The sequence below is a fragment of the Microbacterium mitrae genome (assembly GCF_008017445.1).
GTDB classification, from domain to species: Bacteria; Actinomycetota; Actinomycetes; order Actinomycetales; family Microbacteriaceae; genus Microbacterium; species Microbacterium mitrae.
The window spans coordinates 564,701-579,022 of record NZ_VRSW01000001.1 but is presented as its reverse complement, the minus strand read 5'-3'; the positions used below and the strand labels follow the sequence as shown (position 1 = coordinate 579,022).

The 14,322-nt window shown below is 65.0% G+C and carries 8 protein-coding genes; 5 read left to right on the top strand and 3 right to left on the bottom strand.

All coding sequences use genetic code 11. From position 1 onward, the window contains the following. Window positions 1-101 precede the first annotated feature (101 nt). Entirely contained in the window at window positions 102-815 is a 714-nt protein-coding gene (locus FVP60_RS02760; RefSeq protein WP_147824726.1) for a ferritin-like fold-containing protein, read from the top strand. 59 nt (window positions 816-874) lie between these two features. Here FVP60_RS02760 and FVP60_RS02755 read toward each other — a convergent pair whose 3' ends face one another. After that, entirely contained in the window at window positions 875-1,099 is a 225-nt protein-coding gene (locus FVP60_RS02755; protein WP_147824725.1) for a DUF3107 domain-containing protein, read from the bottom strand. Window positions 1,100-1,227: 128 nt separating this feature from the next. Between FVP60_RS02755 and FVP60_RS02750 the strand changes: the two genes are divergently transcribed. Together FVP60_RS02750 and FVP60_RS02745 are read left to right on the top strand one after the other, a co-directional pair. Then, window positions 1,228-4,473, top strand: a complete 3,246-nt coding sequence (locus FVP60_RS02750; RefSeq protein WP_147824724.1) for an ATP-dependent DNA helicase — start codon at window positions 1,228-1,230, stop codon at window positions 4,471-4,473. Beyond that, complete coding sequence (locus FVP60_RS02745) at window positions 4,470-7,847, top strand: ATP-dependent helicase (protein ID WP_147824723.1); 3,378 nt, start codon at window positions 4,470-4,472, stop codon at window positions 7,845-7,847. The genes FVP60_RS02750 and FVP60_RS02745 overlap by 4 nt, the downstream gene beginning before the upstream one ends. 145 nt (window positions 7,848-7,992) lie before the next feature. Here the strand turns inward: FVP60_RS02745 and FVP60_RS02740 are convergent, their stop codons facing one another. Continuing rightward, window positions 7,993-9,396 (bottom strand): phosphotransferase, encoded by a 1,404-nt coding sequence (locus FVP60_RS02740; protein WP_187240535.1) that lies wholly within the window; start codon window positions 9,394-9,396, stop codon window positions 7,993-7,995. Between the two features lie 62 nt (window positions 9,397-9,458). Between FVP60_RS02740 and nudC the strand changes: the two genes are divergently transcribed. Further along, window positions 9,459-10,346 (top strand): NAD(+) diphosphatase, encoded by an 888-nt coding sequence (nudC, locus tag FVP60_RS02735; protein ID WP_147824721.1) that lies wholly within the window; start codon window positions 9,459-9,461, stop codon window positions 10,344-10,346. Continuing rightward, entirely contained in the window at window positions 10,343-12,049 is a 1,707-nt protein-coding gene (locus tag FVP60_RS02730; protein ID WP_147824720.1) for an ATP-dependent helicase, read from the top strand. Before nudC ends, FVP60_RS02730 begins: the two co-directional genes overlap by 4 nt. A gap of 807 nt (window positions 12,050-12,856) precedes the next feature. Here FVP60_RS02730 and FVP60_RS02725 read toward each other — a convergent pair. Continuing rightward, window positions 12,857-14,314 carry a zinc-dependent metalloprotease gene (locus tag FVP60_RS02725; protein ID WP_147824719.1) on the bottom strand — a complete coding sequence of 486 codons (1,458 nt, stop codon included), beginning with the start codon at window positions 14,312-14,314 and terminating at the stop codon, window positions 12,857-12,859. Between the last annotated feature and the right edge of the window lie 8 nt (window positions 14,315-14,322).

Sequence of the window (14,322 nt, the reverse complement as noted above, 5' to 3'; positions counted from 1 at the left end):
GTACCGGAGGCGCGCCACACGCCCGGAGACCTGCGATTTCTGCGTGTCAACTGGCGCGCCAATATCGGTGGCATTGGCGCTCGGGCAACTAGGCTGAACGCGTGGTGAAGTGGTTCTGGCAACGTCGGCCCGAGGGCAGACAGCTCACATTGCGTTCGCGTGGCGACTTTGGTGACGCCGTGCGCGTGGACTTTGCGGAGCTCGCTCCCGACGTCGATCGATTCTTGGGGCAGGCCGCCTACCTGCAGCTCGGATACTTTGAGACGATCACGCGGTTGATTCGGGCAACCGATGATCTGGAAGAGAAAGAGGCGCTATCGCGGGCAGCCGGTGCCGCCCTCACCAAGCATCGCGGCCTCACCGATCTGATTGTCGAGCGCGGCAAATCGCCGACAGCCCTGATGCTGCCGTTTCGTGAAGAGCTCGATGCGTTTCGACGCAAGACCATCGGCAAGCGGCCGCGAGAAACGATGCTCTCGGTTCACATCACCGCAGGCATGCTTGATGACTTCTACTTGGCGCTCGCCTCCAGCTACGGCGACACCGGACGCCGGGTCGCTCGCATTCTCGGCGCCGACAATGATCGCGCCCAGATCGCTGAAATCATGCACCAGACCATCACCAGCGATGATGAGTGGCGCTGGCTGTTGTCAATGTGGGGCCGCCGACTGGTCGGCGACACGCTGTTGGTGGCGCGCGCAGCGCTGGCTTCTGATCGGCTCGACACCGAGGATGAAAAGCGCGTGGAACCAGTGTTCACCGCGCTGATGGGTGGGCACGCACGTCGCATGGATGCGATGGGGCTCGCCTCGTAGCGAGGCTCAACAAAAATGAGGCAGACACCGTGCGGTGCCTGCCTCATTTGAAATCTGCGTTAGGCGACGAAGCCGACGCGACGGGACTCTTCGGTTCCGATTTCGACGTATGCCAGACCGCTCGTGGGCACAATGTAGCTGCTGCCCTTGGAGTCGGTGAACGTGACCGACGCCGACTTCGACTCCAGCGCGTCAGCAACGGCTGCGCGAATCTCATCTGCTGAGGAATCGGTTTCGAAGCTCAGCTCGCGACCGATGTTGGCAATGCCGACTCGAATCTCCACGTTTAATCCCTTCGTCGTGCCCCATTGTGGGGCCACGCGACCAGCCTAACGGTAGCGGTCGAGCCGCAGGCCGCTGAACGCTGAGGGCGAACGCGCCGGATGTCTGGGGCTGCGGCTACCGTGGAATCATGCCTGAAGTTGTTGCCGCCGCTGCCACGTGGGACTCGTCGCAAAAAGACGTGCTGGAGCTTTCGGCCACAGCCAATGGTGTCGTGATTGGCGCACCCGGCGCTGGCAAGACGCGCGTCGCCATTGAACGCACGCGCCGGCTGCTTGACTCCGGTGACGTGGCGGCTGACGAGATCTTGATGCTCACACCTTCGCGCCAAACCGCGACGCGAGTGCGTGACGTCATCGGGGTGCAGACGACGGTGGCGACGCCGGGTGCGCTGGCACGCTCGGTGGGCTCCCTTGCCTTTCAGATTGTTCGCTCCGCCGCGGCATTTGCGGGCGCGCAGCCGCCGCAACTGTTGACCGGTGCCGATCAAGACCGGCTCATCGCCGATCTGCTCGCCAGCGACGCAGAAGACGAGTCTGTGGCGCCCAGCCGCTGGCCGGAGGGCTTGCCGCCCGCGGCCCGAGCCTCTCAAGTGTTCCGCTCTGAATTGCGTGCGTTCCTCGCGGAATGTGCCCAGTTGGGCGTGACGGCTGACGAACTTGCGGCCATCGCGAGCTATGCGAAGCACGAGAGCTGGGGCGCGATCGCGTCGTTCTATGCCGACTATCGGGCGATTCTGGCGCAGATGCGCTCGGCGCACCGCGAGTCGGCTGAGCTCATTGCGGAGAGCGCCCAGCTGATTCGCCACGCCTCGCCGGCGGGCGCTGAACTCGGCGCCCTCGCGCGTCTGCGCGTGGTGCTCGTCGATGATGCGCAAGAACTCACGCGCGGCAGCATCGACCTGCTGTTCGCCCTGCGAGAGCGCGGCGTGGCGGTGATGGCATTCGGCGACCCCGACATCAGTTCTGGCTCCTTCCGCGGGGCAACCCCGCAGCTGTTCGCTGAGCTTGCGGCTGAGCTCGGCGCCGTCCACGTGCTGAGCGATGCTCATCGGCAGACGCCCACCCTGCAACACGTCACCCGCACGCTGACCCAGGCGATCGGGGTGAGCGGGCGCGTGGAGCATCGCGAGGCGCCCGGCCCTGCACCGCAACCCGATGGTTCCGTCACGGTGCGCCTCGCCGACAGCCCCTACGCCGAAGTCGATCTCATCGCGCGCACGCTGCGGGAATGGCATGTGCTGGGCGGGCTCGAGTGGCAACAGATGGCAGTCATTGCGCATGACACGCGTCAGGTCTCCACCCTTGAGACGGAACTTGCCGCGCGAGAGGTGCCAATGCGCGCCGCGGGCATCCAGCGCCCGCTGGGGCGTGAGGCGGCGGTTCGCGACATTCTGCGGGTGCTCGAAATTGCCATGCTTGCGCCGGAAGAGTGGGACGGCGAAGAGCTCGCGCTCGCGCTTCTTTCGCCATTCGGTGGGCTTGACGCGGTCGGGTTGCGACGGCTGCGGGCGCGCTTGCGACACCGAGAGCTTGCCGGGGGCGGAACCACGGGTGCCGTCGCGCTGCTTGCTCGCGCGCTGGCATCGCCCCTGGAGTTGAGCGTGATTGACACCCCGGAGGCCCGCTCGGCAGAACGGTTGGCTCAGGCGCTCGCGGACGTTCGGGCGGCATTCTTGCGCGGCGACACCGCTCACGACCTGCTCTGGATGGTGTGGGAGAACGCCCGAATTTTTGGCCGTCCGCTGGCCGAAGTGTGGCGTGAGCAGGCGGCCTCAAGCGGCGCGGTTGCCGCAGAGGCGTCGCGTTCGCTTGATGCGCTGGTGGCACTTTTTGATGCGGCAAAGCGCGCCGTCGAACGTGCCCCTGAGGCCGGAGCAGAAGCCTTTATTCGCGAACTGTTGGGCAGCGACGTGCCGGAGGACTCGCTGGCGTCGCCGGCACGCGCGGGCACGGTGACGGTGATGACGCCCGCCACAGCGCTTGGCGCCGAATATGATGCGGTCGTGATCGCCGGCGTACAAGACGGCGTCTGGCCCAACGTGCGCCTGCGGGGCACGCTGCTTGACACGTGGCAGCTTGCCGACGCGGTCGAGGCCTATCGGCGCAACGATCAGCACATCCCAACGCCCGCGACCGATCGCCGAAGGGTGGCCCTGCATGATGAGTTGCGCCTGTTTGTGCGCGCCATCTCGCGGGCACGCTCGCGCTTGCTGGTGACGGCGGTCGATGACGACGATATGGGGCCGAGCGCGCTGTTTGCGTTCTTGCCGCAGCCTTCGCCAGGCGATGACGTGCACGAGCATCCGCTCACGCTGCGTGGCCTCGTTGCACAACACCGCCGCACGCTCACCACGGAGCACGCACAGCACGACGAGTCAGCGCGCCAGAGCGCCGCAGCAGAACTCGCCCTGCTCGCCGAGGAGGGGGTAGCCGGCGCCGCGCCGCAGCAGTGGTACGGCATCGCCGCGCTGTCGTCGACAGCGCCGTTGCGTGACCCCAACCGCGCGATGGTGTCGGTATCGCCCTCGCGCATGAAAAACCTGCAGGACTGCCCTGTGGATTGGGCCATCCGTTCACTCGGTGGCAATACGTCCAGCTTCTCGACGGGGCTGGGAACCATTCTCCACGCCGCGATTCAAGAGGTTCCGGACGGCAATATCGAAGCGTTGACGGCCATCGTTGAAAGTCGCTGGCCCGAATTGGAGTTTGAGGCGGATTGGATCGCCGAAAAAGAAAAGAAGTGGGCGGCGACGCTGATCGAGCGCATTGCCGCCTACGAAAAGAACTTCCGCACCAACGAGGGGGAGCGGGTGCAAGCGGAGGCCGAGTTCGAAGTGGTGGTTCCGTTTGCCGCGACCTCGGCGGCAGACGTCTACGCGCGCGGCGACGACGCGCCGGAGCTTCCCGCCGCCGTACTGCGTGGTTCCATCGACCGCGTCGAACGGTACCCGGCCGAGCTCGGCGAGGTTCTGCCGATTGACCCGACTCGGCCCGGTGAACAGCGAGTCGTAATCGTCGACCTCAAGACGGGCAAGAGCGAGAAGCGCGTTAGTAACGACAAGGTCACCGATGATCCCCAGCTCGCCGCATACCAGCTGGCGATGTCGGCGGGCGCGGTGAATCAGGTCGATGCCCGCGAGGGTGCGGGTGCGCGGCTCGTGGTGATTTCGCAAACCCTGAAAGACACGCACTATCGCATTGCGCACCAGCCATCGATGACCGCGGAACAACAGGATGCGTTTGTCGGCCGGGTGGTCACGAGCGCGCAGACGATGGCGGCTGACTCGTTCACCGCCAATATTGATTCGCATTGCAATGAGGAGAGATTTGTGGTGTGCCGCATTCACACGATCGGCGCGGTGAGCGCCTCATGACCGCGACGTGGACGGGCGAGCTTTCGCTCAGCGCGGCGACGCTGGCACAGGCACTCGGGCTTCCGGTTCCGACCATGGATCAGCAGCGCGTGATTGAGGCGCCGCCGACACCTGCGCTGGTGGTTGCCGGTGCCGGCAGCGGCAAGACCGAGACGATGTCGGCGCGTGTGGTGTGGCTCGTGGCAAACGGTCACGTGCAGCGGGATGAAATTCTTGGTCTCACGTTTACGCGTAAGGCTGCGGGGGAGCTGGCTGAGCGCATCATGGCGCGATTGGCGCGCATTGATGAGTTCAAGCGGCGCGGACTGTTGCCGTTTTTGCCGCAGATCGTCGAGCATCGCTTCTTAGAGAAGATCGAACCGCGCGATTTTTCGCGCGCGCTCGACAGCCTCGCCGACCGTTTTCAGACGGGCTATGTGCCCGGCAACTCGGCCGTTTCAGACGATATGCTGCTACGCCCACGCGTTGCCACCTACAACTCCTTCGCCGACTCGATTGTGCGGGAGAACGCGGCACGGATCGGTCGCGACAGCGAAGCGGCGCTGCTGTCGACCGCCGGCTCGTGGTTGCTTGCGCGTAGCGTTGTGGTGCGCTCTAGCGACGTGCGCCTGGCCGAAGCCGATCGCGCGTTCAGCACCATCGTCAACACGGTGCAAAAGCTTGCCGGCGACGCCCTCGATCACCGCGCCGATCTTTCCGCCGTAGCGAACTACGCCCAGGCGACCGCCGAGGGCTTGCGCCCCATCATCACGGCGAAGACGTCTGACGCAGCGAAGGCGATTGACGCGATGACCGCCATGCCGCTGCTGACGCAATTGGCGACCGAATATGCCTCCGCAAAAGATGCACGCGGCGTGTTGGACTTTGCCGATCAGGTGGCCGGTGCCCTCGAGATCATCGAGGCCGCGCCGGTCGTCGCGCAGCACCTTCGCGAACAGTTTCGCGTCGTCCTGCTCGACGAATATCAAGACACCTCGGTCATTCAGACGCAGCTGCTCAGCACGATTTTTCACGACCATCCGGTCATGGCGGTTGGCGACCCGTTCCAATCGATCTACGGCTGGCGCGGCGCAAGCGCCGATAACCTCGATGCTTTCGCCGCCTCGTTCGCTCGCACCACGCCCGTCGCCAACTACTCACTCATGATTTCGTGGCGTAATGACACCGCGATTCTGCGCGCCGCCAACGCTCTGCTTGAGCCGCTGCGCAAGCAGACTCTGATCACCGTCGGTGAGCTCAACGCGCGCCCTGGTGCGAAAGACGGAACCATCGAGTGCCGCTTTGAAGAGAGCATTGATGACGAAGCGGATGCGGTGGCGGCGTGGTTTCGTGACACCCGTTCCGCGCATCGCGATGCGACGGCAACCGAGCAGACCGGGGCAATCCTGTTTCGGGCGAAGCGCCACATGCAGGCGTTTGCCGAAGCTCTCGGCCGTCACGGGGTTCCGCACCGAATTCTTGGCCTGGGCGGGCTCCTGTCCACGCCAGAAGTGCTTGATGTGGTGTGCGCGCTTCGCGTGATGTCTGACCCCACTCAGGGCTCCGCGCTGATTCGGCTTCTGGTCGGCCCGCGGTTTGCCGTGGGCGTTGCCGACATGGCGGCCCTGCACGCGCTGGCGTCCACCCTCTCGCAGCGCGACGAAACGCTCGGCAAACTCTCGCCCGAGATGCTCGCGAAGCTACGCGGCTCTGCGGGCGCTGACGAACAGCTTTCGATTATTGATGCGCTGGAGTTTGTGCGCGCGGTGAACAGCGAGCATGGCCTGCTGCGTGATTTCACCCCGGAGGGGCGTTCGCGGCTGAAAGAAGCCGGCGCCATGTTTGAGCGGCTCCGGCGCGGGGCGGGCACGTCCATCCCTGAGATCATTCGCCAGATCGAGCTGGAGCTGCGCCTCGATATCGAGCTCGCCGCCAACGAGTCTCGCGGCCCCGCTCGCATCGCCTTGACCCAGTTGCGAGCCTTCGTCGACGAGGTGCGCAGCTTTTTGGCGGCCGATGATCGCGGCACCATCGCCTCCCTTCTCGCGTGGCTTGACCACGCCGAGGAGACCGACGAACTGATGCCACGCACCGAGCCGCCGGAGCCCGGAGTTGTGCAACTGCTCACCATTCATGGTTCCAAAGGGCTGGAGTGGGACGCCGTGGCGGTCGTTCGTCTGGTGGCCGATGAACTGCCGAAAAATGGTGGCGCCATGGGCTGGCTGTCATACGGCACGCTGCCCTACGCGTTTCGCGGCGACCGCGCGGCGCTCCCGCAACTCGATTTGCGCGCCGACGCGACCACTACGACAAAGACGGTCAACGATGCGATCAAGCAATTCAAGGAGGCTGAAAAGGAACACCAAGAGCGGGAGGAGCGTCGACTGGCCTACGTTGCGGTCACGCGCGCCCGCAGTGCCCTCATGCTCTCCGGATCGTTCTGGGGCGGGCAGACACGACCGAGGCGCCCCAGCCGCTATCTCGCCGAGATGTTGACAGCGCTGGGGCGTGAGGCGGAGATGCCACCGGACGCGCCGGAAGGGGAGAACCCGGCGGGCGCTGACGGGCGCACCCTGCAGTGGCCACTCGACGCATTGGGCAACCGTCGTGCTCGCGTTGAGGCCGCGGCTGCCGCCGTTGACGCGGCGGCGCCGGCTCCGAAAGAGGGTGTGCTGGCGCTGTTGCTTGCCGAACGCGAAGCACGCTCGCGCGTGCTGACGGTGACGCCCCCCACGCGCATTCCGGCGTCACGGTTTAAGGACTACCTCACCGCGTTTGACGCCACCACAGCCGAAGTGCTGCGTCCCATGCCCGAACGCCCCTATCGGCAGACGCGCATCGGAACGCTGTTTCATCAGTGGGTCGAACACCGCTCCGGGCTGGTCGCGGCGCCTGCGTCGCTGGACGATGGAACCTGGGAGCGCGATGACGAGGCTGAGGTCACGACGGTGGCCCGGGAAGACGAGGAACGCCTCGCCGAACTGCGTGCCGTTTTTCTCGCGAGCGAGTGGGCTGATCTGCGGCCCATTGCCGTAGAAACTGAGGTCAACTATCTGTTTGATCCGGGAGAGGGCGCTGCGCCACACATCATCATCTGCAAGCTCGATGCCGTCTATCGCCGCGACGATCGGGGCGGCCGCATTGAGATCGTCGACTGGAAGACCGGTAAGCCGCCGGTCACCAAGCGCGAGCGCGAAGAGCGCATGCTGCAACTGGCCCAGTACCGGTTGGCCTATCACAAGGCGCACGGTGTGCCGCTCGAGGAGATTGACGCCGCCCTCTTCTACGTCGGCGACAACCTCATCTTGCGTGAGGAGAATCCCGCAACCGAGCTCGACCTCAAGCAGCGGTGGATCACAGCGCAAGCGCAACGATCCGTGGTCGCCGTGGAGTGAATGGCGGTCGTTGCCGGATGAATAGCAGCGGCTGCCGAACGAGCGAGCGTTTCCGAACGAACGGTAGTTGCCGCGAGCGGGCGTGTCAGGTCTACCCGAGCGGGCGGCCATGGTCTACCGCGAGCGGATGGCCGTGGTTGGCCGGCTAAACCGGGCCGGTCTTCCAGCGGTCAATCGCCGCGCGAGCGGCACGAGCCGCCTCTTCCTGGTCGTTCGTGATGACGGCGAGCGCCTCCGCTGACAGCGGCTGCGTAGCGTTCGGATCGTCATCATCGTCCAGCGGCTCCAACCCAAACGGTAGATCTGCCGCCGCGCCAGCCTCATTGTGCGCCGGTGCCTCGGCGCCAGCATCACTGGTTCCGCCCGCCGCGCCACGTTGCGTGTTCAGTTCGAGCAGCTCTTCGCGGCTGAGCGCCTGTGTGTCGGCAGTCGCCGCGCGAACGCGCGAATCGCGTGCCGGGTCAACGTTCGTGTCGACGTCGGAGAGCGAAACGCCCGACAGCGCCAGCTCTTCTGGGTCGTATGTGTCGGTGTGCATCGAGGTGTCACCCGCCGGGTGCTGAGAGGGCAGATTCGACATTGCGGCAAGCGCGTCATCGAGGGCGATCTTGTCGTCCTGCGGCATGAGGTCTTCGTCGCGCACATTCTCGGCGAGCGTGTCGAGCATGGCGCCGGCGTCATCCATGATCGATTCGTCGTGCGTATCGCGGCCGTGGAGCAGCCACCGCGCGAATTCCAGTTCGGCATGCAACCGAGCTCGCGCGCGAAGGTATTCGTCGCCGGATCGCAGCGCGCGGGCACGGTAGGCATCAAGCACAGACTCGGCTGCTTCCGGCGCGGTCTGCAAAAACTGCAGGTCAACAGCCGGATCGCCGATGCTCAGGCCGTGCCAATCGATGACGCCCGACACCGTGGGCACCTCATCAACGTCGTGATAGACGAATGCCAGCGCGTCGGCACCGCCCAGGGTGACGGTCGGCTGAAACTGCCACAGCGCATCGTCTTTCAGGGCATCACGCCAGCGCACCATGAGACGCACCGGAACCCGCCCGGTGGCGCTGGATTCTTCGACGATTTTTTGTAGATCGTCTCTCACCTCGTATGCGGTGCGCGACGGCAGTCCGGCATTGCGAACAATGGAGGCGGGTAGCGCGTGCACCTGCGCCAGGGTGCTGCCCAGCGAGTACGCAACACCCGGCCCCGCAGGAATGTGCGCGGTATCAACCTGATAACCAGGCACAAACGTGGTGATGAACGCGCGCTGCGGCGGTGTGGCGACGGAACCAAGAAATTCGGGAATCGCAAAACCGGCGAGGGCGCGTGCGCCGTCGGTGAGGGCACGCAGCGCGATGGCTTCGGTCGCGAGCTCGCTTGCGGTGCTCTCTTCGATCGGAATTCGCACGACCACGGCGCGGCCATCGGCCAGCGTCACCATGGCAGATTCGTTGCGCCCGGAGGAGTTTGTGGTCAGGGTTTGCACCCTGATGGCCTCTTCCCCCGGAAGGGCTGCGCTGACGGACGCGGCTAGAGTGAGAGGTGAGCGTGCCATGTCCCCAGGGTATGCGGCCAGGCGCATGTCAGCATGCGCCACTCCGGCGAGAAAGGTAGTCGATGAGCACCGAGGAAATCTTCCTTCCGCTCGCGCGATCCGTGCTCGATCGTTGCGCAGAGCGTCGCACCGAGCCGGAGCTGCTCGACACGCTGCGTGAAGACCCAGCGACGCGCGTTGTCGTCATTCGCGGCGATGAGACGCTTTTTACGACGGCCGGAACCTTGGCGCTGCGGTCGCCGCATGCCGTGGAAGGCGAGGCGACGTGGGGTTTTCTTGGTGCGGCCAATGGCCTCAACTACGTCGTGTGCGCACCGGGAGATGGGGCCACGGTCGACGAGATCGGCGGGCAGTGGCAGAGTCTGCGCGTGCGCGGCGGTGATATCCCGGAATTTGACGCGGGCGTTTTTGTCGAGGCGCTTTGCCTTGCCCGCTGGTACATCGAGGCACCGTTCTGCGCTGCCTGTGGTTCCGCTACCGTACTTGCGCAGGCGGGGTGGATGCGTGAGTGCCCGCAGTGCTCACGTCAACATTTTCCGCGCACCGATCCTGCGGTCATCGTTGCCGTGGTCGACGGAGATCGCATTCTGCTCGGTAGCAATGCGTTGTGGGCGGGTAACCGATTCTCCTGTTTTGCTGGCTTCGTGGAGGCGGGGGAGTCGCTGGAGGCTGCCGTGCACCGCGAGGTTTCAGAAGAAGCTGGTGTCGCCGTTCACGATGTGCGGTACTTCGGCTCCCAAGCGTGGCCGTATCCGCGCTCACTCATGCTCGGCTTCTTCGCCGAGGTGACGGCGGCGGAACTCGCGCACGCCGACGGCGAAGAGATTCTTGAGGTGCGCTGGTTCACCAAAGCCGAAGTGCGCGCCTCCTACGCGGGCGAAACGGATGTCATTCTGCCTGGTTCCGCCTCGATCGCTCACGCCCTGATCTCATCCTGGGCGCAGTCGTGACGGTGCTCGCCGACCTTGATGCCGAGCAGCGTAACGCGGCGACAACGCTTCGCGGCCCGGTCTGCGTCATGGCCGGAGCCGGTACCGGCAAGACCCGCGTCATTACTCGCCGCATCGCGCACGGCGTCGATACCGGTGCATATAGCCCCAACCGCATGATGGCGGTGACCTTCACAGCCAAGGCCGCCGGCGAAATGCGCGGGCGTTTGCGGCAGCTCGGCGTTGCCGGCGTCTCGGCGCGCACGTTCCACTCGGCGGCGCTAGCGCAGCTCAACTTCTTCTGGCCGCAGGTGTCTGGCGGTGAAAACGCTCCCAGCATCATCGATAACAAGGTGCGTCTGCTGGCGCACGCAACCGAGGGCATCGGTATGTCGCTGAGCACCCCGGCGCTGCGCGATATCGCAAGTGAAATTGAGTGGCGCAAGGTGCAGATGCGGACGATTTCGCAGTACGCAGCCACCGGGCGTAGCGCCGCGCACCTCTCCACTGAGGCCATGACTCGCGTGCAGCACGCATACGAAAAGCTCAAGGATGAGCGCCGTCAGCTCGACTTTGAAGACGTGCTGCTGGCGTGCGCGGGAATGATTGAGGCGGAACCACGGGTCGCCGCCGCCATTCGGGAGCAGTACCGGCATTTCACGGTTGATGAGTATCAGGACGTCTCGCCGTTGCAACACCACCTGCTCAAGCTGTGGCTGGGGGAGCGGCGCGATATTTGTGTCGTCGGGGATGCAAGCCAGACCATCTTCTCGTTTGCCGGCGCGGACAACCGCTACTTGCTTGACTTCGGACGCGAATACCCCGATGCCACCGTTGTGAAGCTGGAGCGCAACTACCGCTCCGACGGCGCGATTCTTGCGGTGGCCAATGACCTGATGCGTGGGCGGGAAGGGGCTCTCACCTTGGTCTCGGCGAAACCCGACAGCGTGGCAACCCCGACCGTCACCGCGTACGAGACCGAGCATGATGAGGCGGCGGGTGTCGCTCTCGCGATTCGCAAGCAAATTCAGCAGGGCATCTCACCGGCATCGATTGCCGTTCTTTATCGCGCGCAGGCCCAATCCGCGCCGCTGCTGCAGGCGCTCGCGGCTCAGGGCATTGCCTGCACGGTGATGGGTGGTCGGCGATTCTTCGATATTCCCGAAGTGCGAAGCGCGGTGCTGAAACTTCGTGGCGCTGCCGTCGCGCCAAATAATCACGGATTCTTGCCAACGGTGCGAACCGTGCTTGCCGAGGACGGGTTGACGGAGACACCACCAGAAGCGGGTGGCGCGCTGCGGGACGCATGGGAAGCGCGGCGCGCGCTGCTACGGCTGGCCGAGGAGGCGCCGCCCACGACCACGCTGTCGGCGTTCGCCGAAGACTTGTTGGCGCGAAGCAAAGACCAGCACGAGCCGGTGTTGCAAACGGTGACGCTCGCCACCCTGCACGCGGCGAAGGGCCTGGAGTGGAACCACGTGCACAGCGTTGGGTGGTCGGAGGGCTTGCTGCCGATTTCTTATGCGCAGGGATTCGACGCGGTCGATGAGGAACGACGGCTGGCCTACGTGGGTGTTACGCGAGCCGCGCAGTCGTTGTCGTTGTCGTGGGCACGTGGCGAAGGGCGCCAGCGTCGCTCGCCATCGCGCTTTCTCCAGGAAATTGGCAGCCGCAGTCTTCGTGCGGTCGGTACTGCCGGGCGCGTGGCGGGTGCGTCGCGCTGAGCTGATAGCTCACCGTTTCGGCGGTACGCGGCATGAGCATGAGCCGCATGGCTGTGCGTGCAATCTCGCCCCAGACGGCCGCGCCCAAAGCCTCGCCACGGCGGGTGACAAGTTGGGACGCCAGTACGGGCCACATCGGGTCGCGCTGCGTCTCATACATCGCAAGGCACGACGTGCAGGCACTCAAACCCGGCGTAATGACGGGACCGACCGTGATCGTCGTTCGGGAAATCACAATCGGAAGATGCTCACGGTCTGCTGCCATCAGATCGCGGCAGGTTCTGGGAACCACGACGTCGCGCGCGACCACCCACACCACATCGGGGGCGATATCGACGAAAATCGCGGGAGGTAGGCCATGCAACGCCTGACTCGCCTCGGCAGCATCGTCGTCTTCTGTCGGTGAGCCCTGGGAGAGGATGCCAACGTGGATGGGCGGTGTTGCGACGCAGATTGCGGACGCAATGTCATCGAGAAAAGTGGCCGCTGCGGCCGAAACACCGAGCCGGGCGCTGAGATGGCGAAGTTCTGATGACGTGGTGCCGTGTTCGAGCGCCATCAGAAGCTCCACCTGCCATGGCGTCGGATTGTGAATTCGAACCGATGAGTTGACCCCGAACTGCATCGTGGTGTCATCTCGCCAAAGCGGTGGCCCGATCAGGCTGAGGCGCTGTGAAGTCATGCCTCATGATCGCTCGCCAAAGCTCGTGCCTGCGGGCGTCAGACGAATCTGTGGAAAACCGGCGACTCACCCAGTGTTGGGGAGTCGCCGGTACCGTTGGGGTCGAGCCTGCAACGCCGAGTCTGTTAGACCGGGCGCGGACCCGTTGGGGGTTCTTCGTCGCCATCACCGGCGTCAGCAGCCTCATCGGCGCTTGCGCCTTCGGCTCGCGATGTGATGGTTCCGTCTTCACCCTCGATGAGCGTGGTGTCATCGCCAGCCAGGAGTTTGGCCAGTGCATCATCCATTTCGTCACGAACCGGCTCTTCGCCGCGCGCGCCAGCCTGCAGGCGGGCAATGAGCGCTGACGGGTCGTCGATGTCTTCGGCGGTGGGCATGAAGTCGGGGTAATCCCACAGCGAATCGCGTGCGGCGATGCCGACGGCGTCGGTCACAGCGCGCCACATCGCGGCGGCTTCACGGAGGCGGCGGGGTCGCAGTTCGAGCCCGACAAGTGCGCCGAGCGCCTTCTCCGCAGGGCCGCCAACGGCGCGGCGACGACGAACGGCCTCGCTGATGCGAATGGCTTCCGGCAGGCGTGCGGTGGCATCGGCGGTGACGACCTCGACCCAACCCTCAATGGTGGCAAGGAGGTTCTCCAGGCGCGACAACGCCGCCACCTGTTCTTCAGACTGCCGCGGCAGCAGCGCGCCCGATTCGAGAGCGGCGCGGAGCTTTTCTGGCTCCGAGGGGTCAAAGCTGCTGGCCAGATCTTCCAGCGCCTCGGGGTCGACGCGAACGCCGCGGGCGTATTCGGTGACCTGGGAGATCACGTGCAAGCGCAACCACTTGGCGTGACGGAACAGCCGTGCGTGAGCCAACTCTCTGGTTCCGAGGTACAGCGCCAGCTGATCGTCAGCAACCTCCAGACCCGAGCCGAAGTCGGCGAAGTTCTGCGGGAGGATGGCCGCTTCCCCTGCGGGTAGCAGCGGAATGCCCACATCGCCGCCGGCGACGATCTCCCTCGAGAGGCGGCCGATGACCTGGCCCAGCTGGGTCGCAAAGAGGGATCCGCCGAGAGAGCGCATGAGGCGGCCGGCACCGGCGATCATGCCCTTCATGTCTTCTGGCGTTTGCTCATCGAGCACGCCGAGGAGCGCGTCAGTGATGCTGGTCGCGACGGGCTCGGCAAGATCTTGCCACACTGGCATCGTCTGCTCGACCCACTGACCGCGCGTCAGAGTGCGCGCCGGCTGGGTGAGTTCGGCGATGGTGGTGGCATCGGTGAGCCACAGGTTTGCCAGCGCGAACGCCTGATCAATGTCGGTGCGCTGGCCCGTGCTGATGCCGAGATCGCTCTGGTTGGCAATGTGGAGAGCCTGACGCTGCGCGGTCTCCCAATTGATGCCGTCGGGGCCGCCGGCAGCGCCGGAGAAAGCGCCCTGCAAACTGCTCATCATCTGCTGCAGCATCGTCGGATCGATCGACATGCCGGTCAGACGCTGAATCTGCTCGGGATCGATCGGCGCCGTGCCATTGCCGCCGAAAAGCTGGCGCAACAGCGCTTCGAGGTCTTCGGGGTCGGGAGAATCGTTATCTGCCACTTCAGCCG